Origin of the sequence: Nocardioides piscis (assembly GCF_011300215.1) — a bacterium.
Lineage (GTDB): Bacteria > Actinomycetota > Actinomycetes > Propionibacteriales > Nocardioidaceae > Nocardioides > Nocardioides piscis.
Map to the genome: position 1 here is coordinate 1,860,309 of NZ_CP049866.1, position 18,990 is coordinate 1,879,298.

An 18,990-nucleotide genomic window follows, 5' to 3' on the forward strand; every position below is an offset into this window, starting at 1 on the left:
GCTCGGCCGCTCCGCCTCGCTAGACTCGGCTCGCCTTCGACCCAACAGGAGTCATCCCCTTGTCCCAGGGCTCACCCGACCACGCTGACCACGCCGACCAGGACCGCCCCGACCTCGTCGTCGTCGGCTCAGGTTTCTTCGGCCTCACCGTCGCCGAACGCTGCGCCACCGAGCTCGGCCTCAAGGTCCTCGTCATCGAGCGTCGCTACCACCTCGGTGGCAACGCCTACAGCGAGATCGACGAGGAGACGGGGATCGAGGTGCACAAGTACGGCACCCACCTCTTCCACACCTCCAACAAGCGGGTCTGGGACTACGTCAACCGGTTCACCGACTTCACCAACTACCAGCACCGGGTGTTCGCGAAGTACCAGGGGCAGGTCTACTCGTTCCCGATGAACCTGGCGCTGATCAACCAGTTCTTCGGCAAGGCCCACACCCCCGACGAGGCGCGTGCGCTGATCGCCGAGCAGTCCAGCGAGATCGCCACCGAGGACGCCACCAACCTCGAGGAGAAGGCGATCAGCCTGATCGGGCGACCGCTCTACGAGGCCTTCGTCAAGGGCTACACCGCCAAGCAGTGGCAGACCGACCCCAAGGAGCTGAGCGCCGACATCATCACGCGCCTCCCGGTCCGCTACACCTTCGACAACCGCTACTTCAACGACACCTACGAGGGCCTGCCCGTCGACGGCTACACCGCGTGGCTGACCCGGATGGCCGACCACCCCAACATCGAGGTCCGCGTCGACACCGACTGGTTCGACGTCCAGGACGAGTTCAAGGGCTTGGTGCCGGTCGTCTACACCGGCCCGGTGGACGAATACTTCGACAACTGCGAGGGCCGGCTGTCGTGGCGGACCGTGGACCTCGAGCAGGAGACGGTCGACGTCGACGACTACCAGGGCACCGGCGTGGTCAACGCCAACGACCAGGACGTCCCGTGGACGCGGGTGCTGGAGTTCAAGCACCTGCACCCCGAGCGCACCTACCTGCCCGGCAAGTCGATCGTGGTGCACGAATACTCGCGGTTCGCCGAGGACGACGACGAGCCCTACTACCCGATCAACACCGCCGAGGACCGGGCGAAGCTGCTGAAGTATCGCGACCTGGCCAAGAAGGAGCCGCTGGTCCTCTTCGGCGGCCGTCTCGGCACCTACAAGTACCTCGACATGCACATGGCCATCGGGTCCGCCCTGTCGATGTACGACAACAAGCTCAAGCCGCACTTCGCCGACGGAGTGCCGCTCACGAGCGGAGGAGTGGACGAATGAGCCAGCAGACCACGGAGACCGTGACGCGCCTGCTCCAGCGGCAGATCCTGCCGATCGACAAGGACACCGACGTGTTCGCGCTCTACGTCGACCTCGAGGAGGCCAAGCTCGACACCTCCCGGCACGAGGTCGGCGGCAGCAAGGCCGCCAAGGACCTCAACAACGCGGCGATCCGGCAGTCGACGTCGACCGGACGCAAGCTGCACCCCGACCAGATCCTGTCGCGGACCGCCCTGCGCATCCCCCAGGGCCAGCAGCTCTCCTTCGGCAGCTACTTCAACGCCTTCCCCGCCTCCTACTGGCGGCGCTGGACCATCGTGGACAAGGTCCGGCTGACTGTCACGCTCAAGGGCCGCGGCGCCAGCGTGACCGTCTACAAGTCGATGGCCGCGGGTCACTCCCAGCGGGTCGACTCCGGCACCGTCGAGGGTGACTCCGGGACCTTCGAGTTCGACCTGACGCTCATCCCTTTCGTCGACGGCGGCTGGTACTGGTACGACGTCGTCGCCGGTGACGAGGACGCGGTCGTGGAGTCGGGCGAGTGGACCGCCCAGGTGCCGCAGGACCGGGCCGAGCACGGCAGCGTCGACATCTGCATCACCACGATGAACCGCCCCGACTTCTGCGCCAAGCTGCTGGGCCAGCTGGGTGAGGACGAGACCCTGCGTCCCTATCTCGACACGGTCTTCGTGATGGAGCAGGGCTCCCAGCCGGTCACCGAGTCGGAGTTCTTCGGCGAGGCCGAGGACCTCCTGGGCGAGCGGTTGCGCGTGATCGTCCAGGGCAACCTCGGCGGCTCGGGCGGCTATGCCCGCGGGCAGCTCGAATCGGTGCGCAAGGGTACGGCGACGTACGCCCTGATGATGGACGACGACGTGGTCTGCGAGCCGGAGGGCGTCGTGCGCGCCGTCACGTTCGGCGACCTCGCGAAGCGGCCGACCATCGTCGGTGGCCACATGTTCTCGATCTACTCCCGCTCGCGCCTCCACTCCTTCGGCGAGATCGTCCAGCCGTGGCGCTTCTGGTGGCAGACCCGCCTCGACGGCTACAGCGACTGGGACCTGGCGGCGCGCAACCTGCGCTCGTCCCGGTGGATGCACAAGCGTGCCGACGTGGACTTCAACGGCTGGTTCATGTGCCTGATCCCGCGCCCCGTGCTGGAGCAGATCGGACTGTCGCTGCCCCTGTTCATCAAGTGGGACGACTCCGAGTTCGGCCTCCGCGCCAAGGAGGCCGGGTTCCCGACCGTCACCTTCCCCGGTGCGGCCGTGTGGCACGTGCCGTGGACCGACAAGAACGACGGCGTCGACTGGCAGTCCTACTTCCACCAGCGCAACCGCTTCATCGCGGCGCTGCTCCACTCGCCATACCCCCGTGGTGGACGGATGGTGCGCGAGAGCCTCAACCACCAGATCAAGCACCTGGCGTCCTTGCAGTACTCCACCGCCGAGCTGCGCCACCTCGCCCTCGAGGACATCCTCGCGGGTCCGCAGACGCTGCACAGCGAGCTGCCGACGAAGCTCAGCGAGATCAACGCCTTCCGCAAGCAGTTCAGCGACGCGCAGCTGCACGCCGACCGCGAGGACTTCCCGCCGGTGCGCCGCAAGAAGCCGCCGAAGAAGGGCAAGAGCGACATCGAGATCCCGAGCCGGATCGGCACCCTGGTCGCCGCCGGACTGGCTCCCATCCGCCAGCTGCGGCCGCTGCGGCCGCTGTCTCGGGAGTTCCCCGAGGCCGAGCTGCCGGCGATGGACGCGGCGTGGTTCAACCTCGTGAAATATGACTCGGTGGTCGTGTCGATGAACGACGGTTCGTCGGCTGCGCTCTACAAGCGTGACCCCGAGCTCTACCGCGACCTGCTCAAGCGGACGATCGAGATCCACCGCCGCTTCAGCCGCGAGTGGCCGCGCCTGGCCGAGCAGTACCGCGCGGCCCTGCCCGAGATCACCTCGCCCGAGGCGTGGGAGAAGACGTTCGAGCCCTGGCTGCACGAGTCGGACACCTCGAGCGAGCCTCGATGACGGAGCCTGCCGAGCAGCAGGGATCGACCGGCTCGACAGTGGTCCGACGCAGCACCCCCGAGGAGCTGGAGGCGCTGCCCCTGGTCGCTCCCTCCAGTGCCGGCCTGCGCGAGGTCGTGCGCCGGCGCTACCTGCTGCGGATGCTGGTGCGCAACACGATCCAGTCGCGCTACCAGGGCACGGTGCTGGGCTGGGTGTGGAGCTACATCCAGCCGGCCATCCGGTTCTGCCTGTTCTACTTCCTGTTCCAGGTGATGATCGGGCGCGGCGGCGACGAAATGGAGAACTTCGCCGTCCACCTCTTCTCCGGCATGGTCATCGTGCACTTCTTCACCGAGACCTTCAACGGTGGCACCCAGTCGCTGATCCAGAACCGGTCGCTGATCACCAAGCTGCCGGTGCCGCGCGAGATGTTCCCGGTCTCGCGGATGCTGGTGGCGGCCTGGCACACCGTGCCCATGCTCCTGATCCTGGTGTTCGTGTGCGTCCTGCTGGGCTGGAGGCCCGACCTCGTCGGTCTGGCCGCCGCGATCCTCGGAGTCCTGTTGACGGCACTGCTTGGGCTTTCGCTGGGCCTCGTCTTCAGTGTGGCCAACGTCTTCATGCGCGACTTCGGCAAGGTGGCCCAGACCCTGACGCAGTTCGTCACGTTCAGCGTCCCGATGATGTACCCGTTCACGATGGTCCAGGACCGGTTCGGTGAGCCGATCGCCAGCTACTACCTCTTCAACCCCATGGCCGAGGCCGTGCTGCTGATCCAACGTGGCTTCTGGACGGGGACGACGACGGACCCCAGCGCCACCGAGGCGGTCCACCTGCCCGATCACCTCTTCACCCGTGGGCTGATCATGACCGGAATCGCCATGGTGTGCGTAGTGCTGGCCCAGCGACTCTTCGCGCGCCTCGAGTCGCGCGTCCCGGAGCGGCTCTGATGACCACCATGATCAAGGTGGACAACGCCACCAAGTCGTTCACGATGTCCTACCAGCGCTCGCTGAAGCAGATTGCGATCGCCAAGGCCACGGGCCGCAAGACCCATGACGTCTTCAACGCCGTCGATGACGTGACCTTCTCCGTGCAGGAGGGGGAGTCGATCGGTCTGATGGGCCTCAACGGCTCAGGCAAGTCCACCCTGCTCAAGCTCGTCAGCGGCGTCATGCGTCCCGACTCGGGGTCGGTGCTGACGCGGGGACGCATCGCGGGCCTGATCGCGACGGGCGCCGGCTTCGACCCGCAGCTCTCGGGCCGCGACAACCTCTATCTCAACGCCGCGATCCTGGGCATGTCCAAGGCGGAGACGCAGAAGAAGTTCGACGAGATCGTCGACTTCGCCGACCTCGGCAAGTTCCTCGACACCGAGGTCGCCTACTACAGCTCAGGCATGAAGGCCCGGCTCGGCTTCGCGGTCGCGATCAACGTCGACGCCGACATCTTCATCGCCGACGAGGCGCTGGCCGTGGGCGACCGGCCCTTCAAGCGCAAGTGCCGCAAGCGCATGGACGAGATCGTGAAGTCGGGCGTGACGATGTTCTACGTCTCCCACGCGCCCGGCTCGGTCCGCAGCCTCTGCAGCCGGGTCCTGATCCTCGACCACGGCAAGCTGGCCTACGACGGCGACGTCGACGAGGGCATCCGGTTCCTGCACTACGACGACGATGACGACGACAACGGCAAGGGCGCCAAGGGCTCGACCGACGACGGCCTGGGCGCAGACATCTAGCGAGTCGGCGCGGAGCACCTGCCGAGTCGGCGCTGAGCACCTGCCGAGTCGGCGCGCCTGTCCACAGGCTGACCCGATGAGGTGAGCACGCCGCCCATCGCGGGCATGACTCGGTGATGTTGACCGAACACAGACTGCCCACCGGCTGGCCCCTGCCGCCCGACCAACCCTTCACCATTCACCAGGCCCGCGCCGCGCGGGTCGACAGGCGGCTCCCGGACCTGCTCCGGGCGCGCGTCGTGCGGCGCCCACTGCGCTCGGTGTACGTGTCCAGCGCCGTACGCGACGACCTGCTCCTGCGTGCCGCCTGTCTGTCCTTGGTGATGCCGGCCGGCTGCTTCGTCACCGACCGGTGCGCCGGCTGGCTGTTGGGTGCGGACATGACGTTGGCCCCGAACGAGGACGTGTTGCTGCCTCGCGTGTCGTTCTTCCGGCCCAGTGACGCAGGGCGACTGCGCAACGGACTCTGCGTGAGTGGGGAGCGAGCGGTGGACTCGGACGACCTGATGGAGGTGCATGGCGTCCTGACCACGACACCGTTGCGGACCGCGCTCGACCTCGGACGGCTCCAGCTGCCGGACGTCGCCCTGGCAGGGATGGACTCGGTGGCGCGGCTCGGGGCGTTCGAGGTCGAGGAGCTGGTCAGGGGAGTGGGCAGGCTCAAGGGCCAGCGGGGTGTCGTGCAGCTTCGCCAGCTCGCACCGATCGTGGACGCGGGTTCGGAGTCCTTCGGCGAGTCCGCCACTCGTCGTCGATGGCACGCTGCGGACCTTCCCTGGCCCGCGACCCAGATCCCGATCGAGCGCGATGGCGTGGTCGTCCGCAGGGTCGATCTCGGCCTGCCGGAGCTGCTGTTCGGCGTCGAATACCAAGGCCGCAGGTGGCACTCTTCGTCCGCGGATCGGAGCCTGGATGCCGCTCGCCTTCGTCAGCTCACCGAGCGGCACGGCTACGAGATCGAGCTGCTGGACCACACGCACGTCTTCGGGGCCGAGCAGGATGCCGAGGTGCGGTTGCAGGCGGCATACGAACGGGCCAAGGAGACCTTCGCCTTACGGCGACGCCGCATCATCTTCTGAGGGTCGGCGTGGTCCGCGCCGACTCGACATGCCATCCGCGCCGACTCGGCACGCGTCGCGCGCCGACTCGGCGTGCGTCCCGCGCCGACTCGGCGGGTATTTCGCGCCATCTCGGGGGTCACTGCGCGCCGACTCGGGTACGTTTCAGCCAGAAAACTTGACAAATCGAGCGCGCGTCGGCGTGTCGACTGGAAATTACATGCTTGTAGTTACTCGCGAAGTCTAGCGAAACGCGTGTGACTGATGTGAACCTTGCTACTCGTGTGACCTTCCCCGCGCACTGGAGTAGCCCCTCATGCAACCTGTTCAGGCTCGTCTCGTCACCGCTTGCCAGCAGTTCCTGGCTCTCGGTGTGGTCCTCGCCGTCCTCACCCCGGCGGCCGCCGTGCTCTCCCTCGACATCGTCTCCGGCAGTGCCGGCAGCGAGCTCGTCGGGACAGCGCCCGTCGCGCCGACCGGTGCTCTCAGCTCGGCGACCGTGCCGACGACCCCGGTCGAGGCCGAGGTGACCGAGGTCGCGCTGACCGACGAGTCGGGCAGCGCCCGTGCGCTGGCGGGCACGACGGTCCAGCCGAGCACCGTGTCGACCGACCGTGTGACCAGCCGCCCGCAGCCGGTCACCGGCTATGGCGCGGTCGGTGTCACCTGGGCGGCCGGAGAACAGGTCGACGAGGACGGTCTCGAGGTCCTGGTCCGAACGCGCGAGGGCGCCACCTGGGGTGACTGGGACACGGTCGAGTTCCACGACGACCACGGTCCCGACCCGGCGAGCGCCGAGGCGCAGGGCGCCCGTCCCGGCACCGACCCGCTGATCATCGGTGACGTCGATGCAGTCCAGGTCAAGGCAGTCGTGGACGGCGCCGAGAGCGACGCACTCCCCGCGGACCTCAAGCTCGCCGTGATCGAGCCGGGGACGGCACAGGACACCGAGAAGGTGGCCCCCGCGGCGGGCACCTCGGCCGGCGCGTCCTACGACGAGGAGTTCGGCGAGCGGACCGGCGAGAACGCCGATGAGGCGATCTCGCTGCAGTCGGCCAGGGCCGCTGCCATGCCGACGATCTTCTCCCGGGCCCAGTGGGGCGCCAACGAGGCGATGCGCGACAAGTCGAGCCTGCGCTACGGCTCGGTCAACGGCGGCTTCGTCCACCACACGGTCAACGCCAACGACTACACAGAGGCCCAGGTGCCGGGCATCATGCGCAGCATCTACGCCTACCACGTGAAGTCGCGAGGCTGGAGCGACATCGGCTACAACTTCCTCGTCGACCGCTTCGGCCGCATCTGGGAAGGCCGCTACGGCGGTGTCGACAAGAACGTCGTCGGGGCACACACCCTGGGCTACAACGAGTACTCCTTCGCCATGTCGGCGATCGGCAACTTCGAGGTGGTGGCCGCACCCGACGTCATGCTGCGCGCGTATGGCGCGTTGTTCGCCTGGAAGCTCGGGATCAACGGCGTCTCGCCGTCCTCGATGTCGCAGAAGATCGGGCGGTCCACCTTCCCGGCGATCAGCGGCCACCGCGACGCCGGGAGCACCGCATGTCCGGGCAAGTTCCTCTACGCCAAGATCGGCACCATCCGCAGCTATGCGGGATCGGCTGCTCCCACAGCGCCGGCTCCCACACCGCCGCTGGAGATCGGCGACCCGGCTCCGCAGTCGAACCTCGTGGGCGCCGCCTATCCCGACCTGGTCGTACGGCGAGCCAGCGACGGCCAGGGCCTCATCCTGCCGACCGGCGGGCTGACCGCCTTCAGCAAGGCGACCGCCGTGTCGACCAAGGGCTGGTCGAACCGGCCCGAGGTGCTCGTCAGTCCCGACGTGACGGGGGACGGTGTGATCGACCTCGTCTCCACCAGCAGGAAGGGGGTGCTGCGCGTCCGTCCCGGCAGCGGGGAAGGCAAGTTCGGGGCGACCTCCAAGGTCGTCAAGATGACTCGGGACCACACGCTGCTGGCCGCTGTCGGCGACCTCGACGGTGACGCCCGCAATGACCTCGTCGCCAGGCACAAGGGCCGGCTGGTCACCCTGCGTGGCACGGCCAAGGGCGGCTTCAAGCGAACGGTGCTCGGCAAGGGGATGGGCAACTACGCCCAGTTCATCGGCGTCGGTGACCAGAACGGCGACGGGACGGCCGACCTCGTGGTCCGTCACGTCAAGGGCTCCCTCCAGCTCTTCTCCGGCACCGGGACAGGTGGCTTCGGCTCACGCTCCAAGGTGGCCGGTCCCTGGTCGCGCTACACCCAGGTCACCGGGGGCGCGGACTTCAACAGCGACGGTCGCGGCGACCTGGTCGGACGTGACCGCAAGGGCAAGGTGTTCGTCCACTTCGGCCACGGGGACGGCAGCTTCTCGCCGGCGGTCGGACCGACGGCCAACGTGCGCTCGCTCCGGTCGCTCAGCTCGGCGGGCAACCTCGTCGGCGACGCCGCGCCGGACCTCGTCGGGGTCAAGGGCAACAGCCTGATGGTCGTCGCCAACAAGGGCACCTACGAGATCGGTGCACCGATCGACACCGGCGTCTCGTTCGCCGGCTCCGACCTGCTCATCAATGCCGGTGACTGGGACCGTGACGGTGCCGGCGACGTCATCAGCCGCTCGACCGACGGCATCCTGTGGCTCTATCGCGGCAACAACGCGGGTCAGCTGGCCGCACCCACGCAGATCGGCTCCGGCTGGGGAACCATCTCGGGAGTCACGGCGGTGGGTGACGTGACCGGTGACGGCTTCCCGGACCTGCTCGGAACCGGAACCAACGGTCGGTTGTCGGTGTGGGCCGGCACCGGGACCGGCCTCGCACCCAGTCGCGAGGTGGCCGGCCGCTCGGTGTCACGGGCAGGGCTGCCTGCAGACCTGACCCGCTTCGACTGGGTGATCCCCGTCAGCGACATCAAGGCCAAGGGCACCGGCGACTACCTCGTCCGCAAGGCCACGACGGGCGCCCTCTATCTCTATGCGGGGACCACCTCCGGGGTCGCGCGACCGCGGTTCATCGGCGAGGGACTGGGGGCCTACGACCTGGCCGGGTGACCCGGCTGGCGGCCGAGCCCGGTCGATCGGTCAGCAGCGGTGCGTGGCGCGTTCTGCGTCGTACGTCGACGGCGACCGCTCGGGGTCGAGGTGCCGCACGAGGACCAGCGAGCCGCTCCGAGCGAGCGGTTCGGTGAAGGTGACGACTCCCGGTGGGGAAGCCGGGTTCGTCGCCGAGAAGAGACGGCCGCCGTCGGTGAGAAGACTCCCGGCGGCGGCCGCCTCCATCAGCTCTCGCTGCGTGGACTGCTCGCCGTCCGCGTCGAGCGCGAGGTCGTCGCCGGCCGGGGGGTCGAAGGCGGTGAACGCGTCGGGCTGGGACCACACCTCGACGCCGACGTCGCGCACCCCCGGCGGCAGCGGTTCGGCGAACCGCACGCCGAGAGGCAGCAGGCTGCAGGCAAGGACGGGGATGTCGTCGGCCCGGTCGGCCCAGTGGGCCAGTGAGTCGGGGCCACACACGACGGCGTCGGGGTCGTCGTCGGTGGTCACCACGAGCCCCACCGTCCACGCCGCTCCGAGGAACACCGGACCGAGCCAGTGCGTCGGCAGGTCGATGCGAAGTCGCATGCCCCGCTCGAGGTCGGCCTCCTCCACGAGCAGCCCGGCGGTCTTGGCCACCCAGTTGGCATACGTCGTCACCGACAGCTCGACGCGCTCCTGCGTCCGATGGTCGTAGAAGGTGATCAGGGGGCGGGCCGAGTCCCCCCGGAGCTGTCGGGCCAGGACGGCCGGGAAGGTGGTCACGCGAGCCAGCGTAGAGGCCGTCCTGGACGCCACGAGACCGACTGGGTCGGGGGCGGGGAACGTGGCCTAGTCTCGCGCCATGAGCGAGCCGACCGAACTCGAGCACTTCTGGGCCGTGATCCCCGCGGGAGGTGCCGGCACCCGTCTGTGGCCACTGTCGCGCCAGGGGTCCCCGAAGTTCCTGCACGACCTGACCGGCGAGGGTCGCACCCTCATCCAGGCGACCAGGGACCGGCTCGCGCCGCTGGTCGAGGAGCGGATGCTGGTTATCACCGGCGAGGCGCACCGCGACGAGGTGGCTCGCCAGCTGCCGGAGCTCCCGGCAGACTCGTTGGTCGCCGAGCCGTCGGCGCGTGACTCGATGGCGGCGATCGGCCTCGCGGCAGCCCTGCTCGAGGTGCGTGACCCCGACGCGGTGATGGGCTCCTTCGCCGCCGATCACGTCATCCCGGCGACCGAGGCGTTCCACGCTGCTGCTGCGACGGCGGTCGCAGCAGCACGCGAGGGCTGGTTGGTGACGATCGGGATCGAGCCGACGCACCCGGCGACCGGCTTCGGCTACATCCGCGTCGGGGAGTCGCTCGAAGACGTGCCCGGTGCGAACGTCGTGGAGGAGTTCGTCGAGAAACCGACGGTGGAGGTCGCAGCGGTCTATGTCGCCGGCGGCTATCGCTGGAACGCCGGGATGTTCGTCGCCCGGCCGGGCGTCCTGCTCGACCTCCTGGCTGAGCAGGACCAGGCCTTCGCCGCGGCCCTGCGCGGCATCGCGGCCGATCCCTCGACGCTGGCGCAAGTCTGGCCGACGCTGCCGAAGATCGCCGTGGACCACGCCGTCGCCGAGCCGGCCGCGGCTGCGGGTCGGGTGGCGGTCGTTCCGGGTGCCTTCGCGTGGGACGACATCGGCGACTTCGGCTCCCTCCACGCGCTCGTGTCCGACGAAGACCCGGTGGCCGTGGTGGGACAGCGTGAGCTGGTGCGGTCGGTCGACGCCTCAGGTCTCGTCGTTCCCGCGAGCGGGCGGTTGGTCGCCGTCGTCGGGCTGGAGGACGTCGTGGTCGTCGACACCGGCGACGCCGTCCTCGTCACCACGCTTGCGCGGGCCCAGGACGTGAAATCGATCGTGGCCGCCCTCAAGGAGGACGGCCACGAGTCGTTGACCTGAGCGCTGGGGCGCTGCGTCAGATCGCGCCCGGTTCGGGGGAGTCGGTGTAGGGGTACTTCTCCATGAACTCCGCCAGCGCGTCGCCGCTCGGGGCGTCGCAGTACTGGAAGGCACCGACGGCCTTCTGCTCACCCTCCGCTGCCGCGGTGCCGCCCACCGACCAGTGGGTCATGGCCACGTGCTTGCCACCGGGGAATGCCTCGCCGTCGTCGGAGGTCCACGGAACCGCCTTGAACTTGTTGCGGAGGTTGGCGTCGTCGTCGAACTTCGAGGCGATGCCACGCAGGTCGTCCATCATCGACTCGTCCTCGGCGATGGTCTCGTCATACCAGAGGACGGTGTAGCCGTGCTCGAGGTTGTGCACGAGCTCGCCGACGTCGGGACGGTCGGCGGTGGTGTAGAGCTTGCGGTCGATCGTGTCCCACACGTCGTAGTGCTGACCGAAGGCGGGGGCGAGTCCTCGTACTGGATCGGCGTGCCCGGGGGCACGTGGTCCTGCTCGCCGTTGGCCTTCTTGGTCGTGATCTCGCTGCATGCGTCCTTGGCGGCGGCGCCGATCTCGTCCAGGGACTTGCCCTCGTAGCCGCGCAGGTCGGCCCAGTTCTTGATGGGCTTGTAGGCCGCGGCTCCGACGATGAGCAGGGCGATGACGACGCACGCGCCCACGACGGCGTAGCCGCGCCGCTTCTCGGCGCCCTTCTGCTTGTTGCGGATGGAGTCGATGACCGCCTGTCGGTCGGTCCTGTCCTTCTTGCTCAACGTATGTGTCCTCGGCTCGGGGGCGCGCTGCCTCGGGGAGTCTACGGAGTGTGGGGTGGGGATGCGCCAGCCCCGTCCGGTTGGGCGGCCTGCCAGTCCTCGAGCGTCCAGCCGTGCGCGAAGCAGACAGCCGCCCGGGACGCGGGTTCGGCGGGGACCCGGGCCAGGGCCTGCGCCAGCTCGGCCCGCTCGGCCCGGGCACCGAAGGCAGCCTGGTCGTCGAGGTCCCCGGCCAGTGCCCGGACGACGGCCTCGCGGGCGCCATACCCGAAGAGGTCGGCACCGTCAGGCCGGACCAGCGACGCCGCGCCCGGCCCGGCGTCGTCGAGCGGCAGCACCAGGTCGGCCCGCCCCCGCAGCACCGCGACCGGCCGACCGCCGAGCTTGCCGCGGACCAGGTCGGCGGCGGAGGCGATCTCGTCGGCGACGGCCGGCAGCGTGACGGCGAGCTCGTTGCCGTAGGAGTCGGTCAGGCCCGCATGGTCCACGGCCACCTGCAGACCGGCGGCGCCGATCGCGATGTCGGTCTGGCCGTCGCGCCAGGCGCGGCCGGCGGTGTCGGTGACGACGACGGCGACGACGGTGCCGGTGAGGTCGTGGATCCGGCGGCGCAGGGTGCGAGCGCTCGCGTCGGGGTCGATCGGCAGCAGCACGATCGACCCCGCAGCGACGTTGGAGGCGTCGATGCCGGCTGCGGCCATCGTCAGGCCGAGCCGGTTGCGGACGATCGTGGTGGTGCCGCGGCGAGCCACGACGCGCTGCGTCTCCTCGGCGAGGGCCGAGTCGCGGTCGCCGGTGCGCACCCGCCCCTCCGCCTTGCTGACGACCTTGCTCGTGACCACGACGACATCCCCGTCGAGGAGGTCGACCGCGGCGACGATCAGTGCGGCGAGGTCGCTGTCGACGGTGATCTCGGGCAGGCCCTCGGGCGCCGTCACCTCGAGCCTGGGCCCACCCGCGGGAGTCACGAGGGCCGGACCAGCCGGATCGCCTCGGCCGCCATGACTGCGGTCGCTGCGGGGTCGACCATCATCAGGGGTACGGCGGCGCACGCGACCCCGGCGGCCTCGACCGCGGCCACGTGGTGGGCGTCGCGCTCGTCCACCAGCCAACCGTCGAGGATCCCGCCCTGCGCACGCGCTCCGTAGTGACGGGCGACGCCGGCCGCGGAGACCTCCACGTCGATGCAGGTCAGCATCTGGTGCGCCATGCCGCGGACGTGGGTGTCGCCGACGATGGGGGAGAGCCCGACGACGGGCGCGGCCGTGGACCGGAGCGCGTCGCGGATGCCCGGCACCCCCACGATCGTGCCGATCGACACGACCGGGTTGGACGGCGGAACGATCACGAGGTCGGCCTCGGCGATGGCAGCCAGGACCCCGGGACCCGGGGTCGACTCGGCCAGCCCGACGAACACGAGAGCCTCCGCAGGGACCTCGGCGTGCAGGCGCACCCAGTATTCCTGGAAGTGGACGACCCGCTTCCCGCTCGGCGCCTGGGCATCGGCGATGGCGACGTGCGTCTCCACCCGGTCGTCGGACATCGGCAGCAGCGTGACCCCGCCCCACGACGGCGCGGAGCTCCAGCGCCGGCACAACGCCTGCGTCACCTCGGAGAGCGGATAACCGGCCTCGAGCATCTGCGTCCGGACGAGGTGGGTGGCGATGTCGCGATCGCCCAGCCCGAACCAGGTGGGCTCGACGCCATAGCGCTCGAGCTCTTCCTTGGCGCTCCACGTCTCCTCGCTGCGTCCCCAGCCGCGCTCGGCGTCGATGCCCTCGCCGAGGGTGTACATCACCGTGTCCAGGTCGGGGCAGACCTTGAGCCCGTGCAGCCAGATGTCGTCGGCCGTGTTGGCGACGACGGTCACCTCGGCCTCGGCCGCCACTCCCGGCAACGACCCGGCGGCGATGCCGTGGAGCAGGCCCTGGAGGAACGTGGCGCCGCCCACGCCACCGGAGAGGACGGTGATCTTCTGCATGGCGATAGCCTGCCCTACTCGCCACCGCCCGATTGTCGCGCGTCCATGGCCCGTTCGGGCTATACCAGATTCGGGCTTGACTTCGTGGGTACGACAGGCATGTAATTCCCACAGTGTTGTTCACACCGTTCGACACCCCAGCACGACACACAGCACCACACACAGCACCACCAAGGGTCGAAAGGGCGAGAGCCATGAGAGCAGAACTGTTTCTCCTCGAGCCAGACGCCGAGGACATGGGGTGGCAGGACCGTGCGCTCTGCGCGCAGACCGACCCCGAGGCCTTCTTCCCGGAGAAGGGCGGATCCACCCGTGAGGCCAAGAAGGTGTGCCTGACGTGCGAGGTGCGCGACGACTGCCTCGAGTCCGCACTGATGAACGACGAGCGGTTCGGCATCTGGGGCGGGCTGTCCGAGCGCGAGCGCCGCAAGCTCAAGAAGCGCGCCGTCTGACCCTGCGGCACCCCTCGTTAGGGTGCTCCGGTGACCGTCACTGCCCTGCTCGTCAGCCATGACGGTGCCCGGTGGTTGCCGACGGTGCTCGCCGGCGTGGCCGCCCAGTCCCTGGCTCCCGACGCCTTCGTCGCCGTCGACACCGGCAGCCGAGACGACAGTGCCGCCCTGCTCCGAGAGGCCTGGGGCTCCGGTGCGGTCCACGCCGTGGAGAGCGGCACCACCTTCCCGCAGGCCGTCCGTGCCGGCCTCGCGACGCTGCCGCCGGCGGTCTCGGACGATGACTGGATCTGGCTGCTCCACGACGACTCGACCCCCGACCCGGACGCGTTGCTCGCCCTGACCGCAGCGATGCAGGTCTTCCCCGCGGCCGACATCTTCGGTCCCAAGCTCCGGGAGTGGCCGTCGCTGCGCCGACTGCTCGAGCTCGGCCTGACCATCACCGGCACCGGCCGCCGCGAGACCGGGCTGGAGCGGGGGGAGTACGACCAGGGCCAGCACGACGAGCCGCGCGAGGTCCTGGCCGTCAACACGGCGGGCATGCTCGTGCGCCGCTCGGTGCTGGAGGGCCTCGGCGGCTTCGACGACGAGCTGCCCATCTTCGGCAACGACCTCGACTTCGGCTGGCGCGCCGCCCGGGCCGGGCACCAGACCGTGGTGATCCCCCAGGCGGTGGTCTTCCACGCCGAGGCTGCCCACCGCGGCACCCGGCGAACACCGCTGACGGGTCGTCACACGCACTACCAGGAGCGGCGGGCCGCCCTGTTCACCATGCTGGCCAACGCGTCGGGCCGGCGGCTGCCGTGGCAGGTGGTGCGGCTGTTCCTGGGCTCGATCCTGCGGGTCCTCGGCTTCCTCGTCGTCCGCTCGGTGGGGGAGGCGCTCGACGAGCTGGCGGCCGTGCTGTCGGTCTATTCGCGGCCCGGTCACCTACGAAGCGCGCGACGGGCTCGGGCCGAGGCGCGCAGCCGTGCAGGGGTCGACCAGCCCCAGGACGTCCGACGACTGCTCGCGCCGTGGTGGCTTCCCTACCGTCACGGCCTCGACTTCGTCACCGACCTGCTCTCTGCGGCGACCAGCCAGGCCGCCGACGTCGCCGAGCGACGTCGTGCAGCCCGGCTCGCGGTCGCCGACCCGGTCTCGAATTCCGCCACGGGCGGCCCGCGGTCGACACCCGGCGAGGACGAGGAGTTCTTCGCCGAGCCGGGACCCTGGGCCCGATGGCTCACCAACCCGGTGACGGTGATCTTCCTGGTCTTCGGGGTGTTGGCGATCGTCGCGGCCCGGCCGGCCTTCGGCGCCGTCACCGGAGGGGCACTGTCCCCCGTGCCGCCCGAGGTGGCCGACTGGTGGCGTCTGCACATCGAGGCCCGCCATCCGCTCGGGACCGGGACCGACGTCCCGGCTCCTGCCTATCTGCTGCCGTTCGCGCTGCTCGGCACGCTGCTGGGCGCCAACACGGGCCTGGTCGTCTCGGCCCTGATGCTGTTGGCCGTGCCGCTCGGCGCCTGGGGTGCCTGGCGGTTGCTGACGGTGATCGGGCACCTGGTCGACACCCGTGACCTGCCCCGCTGGGTGCACGTCTGGGGCGCCATCACCTATGGACTCGTGCCGGCGACCTCGGGCGCGTGGGGCGAGGGGCGGTTCGGCACCGTCGCGGTCGCCGCACTCCTGCCCTGGATGGTGCGCGCCGCCCTCGGCTTCGCCGATCCCGAACCCGACGGCCGCTGGCGCGCTGCATGGCGTACGGCGCTGCTGCTGGCCCTCGGCGCGGCGTTCGTCCCCGGCGTGTGGCTGTTCGCGCTGCTGGCGGGGACCGTCGTGCTGGGCGCGTCGGTCGTCGTCGCGCCGCGCCTGCTCAAGGACCGGTCGGTGTGGGGGCCGCCGGTGACCAGCCTCGTCGCCGTACCCCTGCTGCTCGCACCGTGGCTGCTGCCACTGGTGACCACCGGCTCCGCGTCGGGCCTGCTGCTCGAAGCAGGGCGACTGCCGGGCGACCGCGTGGACTTCGTGGGGCTGCTCACCGGACGCCTCGGCGACGCCGGCGCCCCCTGGTGGCTGGGCGCCCTGGTCGGGGTGCTCGCGGTGCTGGCGCTCGTGCCGCGCTCGACCCGGCTGCCGGTGCTGGTGTGCTGGCTGCTCGCCCTGGCCGCCGCGGTGGTCGTGGCCGCCCTCGCCTGGGTGCGGCTGCCCCTGCCGATGGTCGAGGTCCGGCCGAGCCTCGGCCTGTTCGTCGTCGTGCTGCAGGGCGTGGCCGTGACGGCGACGGTGATCGGTGCGGAGGCCGTGATCCGGCACCTGCAGGACGCGCGCACGCAGCCTGCGTGGCAGCGACTGGTCGCCGGGCTGCTGGCGGTCGTGGGCATCGCCGTGCCGCTGGGCGGACTCGGGTGGTGGCTGGTGGCCGACGACCACACGCTGACGGCGGTCGAGGCGTCGGTCGTGCCGGCCTACATGGAGCAGAGCGCGCAGCTCGGCGACGAGCACGGCGTGCTGGTGGTGCGCGGCTCGGTCGACGAGGGCATCGACTACCGCGTCCTCCGGGGCGACGGGGTCACCCTCGGAGAGGACGAGATCCTGGCCCTGGCCGACGTCGACCGGGAGTTCGATGCCGCCGTGCGCGCACTCGTCTCGGCGCCGACCTCCGGGGTCGTCAAGACCCTCGGTGACGCCGGCGTCGAATACGTCGTGCTGCCCTCGCCCGCTGACGGCGCGGTCGCAGCCGGACTCGACGCGACCCCGGGTCTCGACCAGGCCAGTGCCGAGGACAGGTCGACCCGCGCGTGGCGGGTGGACCGGCCCCTTGCTGCCGAGGGCGTGGAGAGTCGCACGAGCGTCCTGCGCATCGTGCTGCTGGTCGTCCAGGGACTGGCCGTCGTGGTGGTGCTGGTGCTTGCCGCGCCGACCGTTCGGAGGGGTCGCGATGACTGAGCGCACGCCCGGCCGTCGAGCCGCCCGGCTGCCCGACCAGGGACTGCGACGTCGTCTCGGCGCCAGGCTGGGCCCGGTCGAGCTCGTCGCGATCGTGCTGCCGATCCTCACCATCGCCGCTCTCGCGCTGGTCCGGCCACTCGTCGACCCGGTCGTCGACCGTGCACCGACGGACGCACCGCTGGTGAGCGCCACCCTCGTCTGCCCCGCCGCACTCGACGCGTCGCGCACGGTCGCCCTGGCCAACGCCGACGGCGCGACCGGCGAGGTGACCAGCCGCATCCCCGACGAGGACGTCATCGAGGTCGACGGCACCAGTCGCCGGGGCGTGGACCGCTCGTTCGTCGCGCAGGCCCAGGGCGACCTCGCGGCCGGCCTGATCGCGACGAGGTACGGCGACGCCGCGGCCACACTGTGCCGTGCACCGCAGCCGGAGCAATGGTTCACCGGGGTCGGTGCCGCCCCCGAGCACTCGTCCACCCTGGAGCTGGTCAACCCCGACGGCGGCCCGGCGGTCGCCGACGTGACTGTGCTCGGCCCCACCGGCCCGGTCGAGGTCCCGGCCCTGCGGGGCGTCACGGTGCCGGGTGGTGAAACGCTGCGCTTCGACCTGGCCGAGGTGGTGCCCACCCGCGACGAGCTGGCCGTGCGGGTGCTGGTCTCGCGGGGTCGGCTGGGCGCGAGTGTCGTCGACCAGGTCGACGAGCTCGGACGCGGCGCCCGCAGCCGCGACTGGCTGCCGTCCCAGAGCGAGGCCAGCACATCGGCATACCTCCTGGGGCTGGGGGGTCGAGCGGGTGACCGGACGCTCGTCGTGGCCAACCCCGGCGCCGACGAGGCCCGGGTGGACCTGCAGGTGGTGACCAAGGAGAGCGAGTTCGCGCCGGCCGACGTCGAGGAGATCCGGGTGGCGCCGATGTCGACCGAGACCGTCGACCTCACCGACCTGTTGGGCGGGCGTGCGGCGGCCGGAGCCACGGGGTTGCGCCTGGTCTCCAACGTGCCGGTCACCGCGTCCCTGCGCACCCTCGCCGACGGCGACCTCTCCCACGCGGTCGCCGGGCAGCTCGTCGAGAGTCGCGCAGCCCTGGCGTTGCCCCAGGGCCCGACCCGGCTGGTGCTCGGAGGGGCCGATGCCCTCGGGGCGGCGACCTACGTCGTGACCGACGAGGAGGGCGAGGAGGTCGCACGCGAGCGAGTCGAGCTGACGCCCGGGACCTCGAGCCGGGTCAAGCTGCCCGCCGACGGTGCCGTGGTGGATGTGCGGATGGAGGACGCGGGCGCCGTCGTGGCCCTGGAGGCGGGCCCACCCGGTCTCTCCGTGCTGCCGCTGACCGAGCTGGTCCTCACCGGCCGGATCGCGGACGTCAGACCGGCGCTGCGCTGAGCCTCAGGTGCCGTAGCGGGGGTCGACGTCCTCGGGCGGCAGGTCCAGCAGCTCGGCGACCTGCTCCACGATGACGGTCAGCACCATCGCCTCGAGCTCCGAGCGGGACTCGCAGCGGTGCTCGATCGGGCGGCGGAAGAGCACCAGCCGGGTCGGGTCACCGCCCGTGCCGCGGATGAGGCTGGACAGCGGGACTGTCTCGTCGCCCCAGTCCTCGGGCAGCAGGGGAGTGTCCTCGACGGCATATTCCACCAGCCCGAGCTGACGCTGCCACCGCTCGTCGATCTCGGTGACGATGGCCAGGACGAGCCGGTCGAAGCGCTCGCGCCGCGTCGGCCGCTCCGGCACACCCGGCTCGCGCGGCACGATCCCCGGTCCGCGCTGGCCCCGACCGCGCCGGTCGCGCGTCGATCGGGTTCGCTGACTCACAGCCGCGAGCCTAAGGGTCG

15 protein-coding genes are annotated in these 18,990 nt (G+C 70.5%); 10 read left to right on the top strand and 5 right to left on the bottom strand.

Going from position 1 to position 18,990, the window contains the following annotated elements:
• Positions 1–59: 59 nt before the first annotated feature.
• The 6 genes from glf (at position 60) to G7071_RS09190 (ending at position 9,122) form a co-directional block, all read left to right on the top strand.
• A complete protein-coding gene (gene glf / locus G7071_RS09165) occupies positions 60–1,274 on the top strand; it encodes a UDP-galactopyranose mutase (RefSeq protein WP_166317708.1) in 1,215 nt (404 codons plus the stop codon).
• Entirely contained in the window at positions 1,271–3,295 is a 2,025-nt protein-coding gene (locus G7071_RS09170; RefSeq protein ID WP_166317711.1) for a glycosyltransferase, read from the top strand. The genes glf and G7071_RS09170 overlap by 4 nt, the downstream gene beginning before the upstream one ends.
• Entirely contained in the window at positions 3,292–4,227 is a 936-nt protein-coding gene (locus G7071_RS09175) for an ABC transporter permease (protein WP_166317714.1), read from the top strand. The genes G7071_RS09170 and G7071_RS09175 overlap by 4 nt, the downstream gene beginning before the upstream one ends.
• Entirely contained in the window at positions 4,227–5,015 is a 789-nt protein-coding gene (locus G7071_RS09180) for an ABC transporter ATP-binding protein (protein WP_166317717.1), read from the top strand. Before G7071_RS09175 ends, G7071_RS09180 begins: the two co-directional genes overlap by 1 nt.
• Before the next feature lie 116 nt (positions 5,016–5,131).
• Complete coding sequence (locus G7071_RS09185) at positions 5,132–6,094, top strand: hypothetical protein (protein ID WP_166317720.1); 963 nt, start codon at positions 5,132–5,134, stop codon at positions 6,092–6,094.
• Positions 6,095–6,389: 295 nt separating this feature from the next.
• Positions 6,390–9,122 (top strand): FG-GAP-like repeat-containing protein, encoded by a 2,733-nt coding sequence (locus G7071_RS09190; RefSeq protein ID WP_166317723.1) that lies wholly within the window; start codon positions 6,390–6,392, stop codon positions 9,120–9,122.
• 30 nt (positions 9,123–9,152) lie between these two features.
• Here G7071_RS09190 and G7071_RS09195 read toward each other — a convergent pair whose 3' ends face one another.
• Positions 9,153–9,869 carry a TIGR03089 family protein gene (locus G7071_RS09195; protein WP_166317726.1) on the bottom strand — a complete coding sequence of 239 codons (717 nt, stop codon included), beginning with the start codon at positions 9,867–9,869 and terminating at the stop codon, positions 9,153–9,155.
• A 79-nt stretch (positions 9,870–9,948) separates the two neighbouring features.
• Here G7071_RS09195 and G7071_RS09200 point away from each other — a divergent pair, with 79 nt between their 5' ends.
• Complete coding sequence (locus G7071_RS09200; RefSeq protein ID WP_166317729.1) at positions 9,949–11,031, top strand: mannose-1-phosphate guanylyltransferase; 1,083 nt, start codon at positions 9,949–9,951, stop codon at positions 11,029–11,031.
• A gap of 16 nt (positions 11,032–11,047) precedes the next feature.
• Here G7071_RS09200 and G7071_RS19180 read toward each other — a convergent pair whose 3' ends face one another.
• The 3 genes from G7071_RS19180 to cofD form a co-directional block, all read right to left on the bottom strand.
• Positions 11,048–11,458 carry a DUF3105 domain-containing protein gene (locus G7071_RS19180; protein WP_246210594.1) on the bottom strand — a complete coding sequence of 137 codons (411 nt, stop codon included), beginning with the start codon at positions 11,456–11,458 and terminating at the stop codon, positions 11,048–11,050.
• Between the two features lie 373 nt (positions 11,459–11,831).
• Positions 11,832–12,728 carry a coenzyme F420-0:L-glutamate ligase gene (cofE, locus tag G7071_RS09210; RefSeq protein WP_246210595.1) on the bottom strand — a complete coding sequence of 299 codons (897 nt, stop codon included), beginning with the start codon at positions 12,726–12,728 and terminating at the stop codon, positions 11,832–11,834.
• A 26-nt stretch (positions 12,729–12,754) separates the two neighbouring features.
• Positions 12,755–13,771, bottom strand: coding sequence for a 2-phospho-L-lactate transferase (cofD, locus tag G7071_RS09215; RefSeq protein WP_166317735.1), 1,017 nt, complete (start codon positions 13,769–13,771; stop codon positions 12,755–12,757).
• Between the two features lie 194 nt (positions 13,772–13,965).
• Between cofD and G7071_RS09220 the strand changes: the two genes are divergently transcribed.
• The 3 genes from G7071_RS09220 to G7071_RS09230 are packed head-to-tail and all read left to right on the top strand — an operon-like array spanning position 13,966 to position 18,541.
• Positions 13,966–14,223 carry a WhiB family transcriptional regulator gene (locus G7071_RS09220; protein WP_166317738.1) on the top strand — a complete coding sequence of 86 codons (258 nt, stop codon included), beginning with the start codon at positions 13,966–13,968 and terminating at the stop codon, positions 14,221–14,223.
• 30 nt (positions 14,224–14,253) lie between these two features.
• On the top strand, positions 14,254–17,154 hold the full coding sequence (locus G7071_RS09225; RefSeq protein ID WP_166317741.1) for a glycosyltransferase family 2 protein: 2,901 nt from the start codon (positions 14,254–14,256) through the stop codon (positions 17,152–17,154).
• Positions 17,147–18,541 carry a DUF5719 family protein gene (locus tag G7071_RS09230; RefSeq protein WP_166317744.1) on the top strand — a complete coding sequence of 465 codons (1,395 nt, stop codon included), beginning with the start codon at positions 17,147–17,149 and terminating at the stop codon, positions 18,539–18,541. Before G7071_RS09225 ends, G7071_RS09230 begins: the two co-directional genes overlap by 8 nt.
• 3 nt (positions 18,542–18,544) lie before the next feature.
• Here G7071_RS09230 and G7071_RS09235 read toward each other — a convergent pair whose 3' ends face one another.
• Positions 18,545–18,970 carry a metallopeptidase family protein gene (locus tag G7071_RS09235; protein ID WP_166317747.1) on the bottom strand — a complete coding sequence of 142 codons (426 nt, stop codon included), beginning with the start codon at positions 18,968–18,970 and terminating at the stop codon, positions 18,545–18,547.
• Positions 18,971–18,990 lie beyond the last annotated feature (20 nt).

Excerpts from the sequence above, each read along its gene's own strand:
- G7071_RS09230 (WP_166317744.1), top strand. The coding sequence starts at position 17,147 with ATGACTGAGCGCACGCCCGGCCGTCGAGCCGCCCGGCTGCCCGACCAG.
- cofD (WP_166317735.1), bottom strand. The coding sequence starts at position 13,771 with ATGCAGAAGATCACCGTCCTCTCCGGTGGCGTGGGCGGCGCCACGTTC.
- G7071_RS09200 (WP_166317729.1), top strand. The coding sequence starts at position 9,949 with ATGAGCGAGCCGACCGAACTCGAGCACTTCTGGGCCGTGATCCCCGCG.
- G7071_RS09185 (WP_166317720.1), top strand. The coding sequence starts at position 5,132 with ATGTTGACCGAACACAGACTGCCCACCGGCTGGCCCCTGCCGCCCGAC.
- G7071_RS09220 (WP_166317738.1), top strand. The coding sequence starts at position 13,966 with ATGAGAGCAGAACTGTTTCTCCTCGAGCCAGACGCCGAGGACATGGGG.
- G7071_RS09190 (WP_166317723.1), top strand. The coding sequence starts at position 6,390 with ATGCAACCTGTTCAGGCTCGTCTCGTCACCGCTTGCCAGCAGTTCCTG.
- G7071_RS09180 (WP_166317717.1), top strand. The coding sequence starts at position 4,227 with ATGACCACCATGATCAAGGTGGACAACGCCACCAAGTCGTTCACGATG.
- G7071_RS09170 (WP_166317711.1), top strand. The coding sequence starts at position 1,271 with ATGAGCCAGCAGACCACGGAGACCGTGACGCGCCTGCTCCAGCGGCAG.
- G7071_RS09175 (WP_166317714.1), top strand. The coding sequence starts at position 3,292 with ATGACGGAGCCTGCCGAGCAGCAGGGATCGACCGGCTCGACAGTGGTC.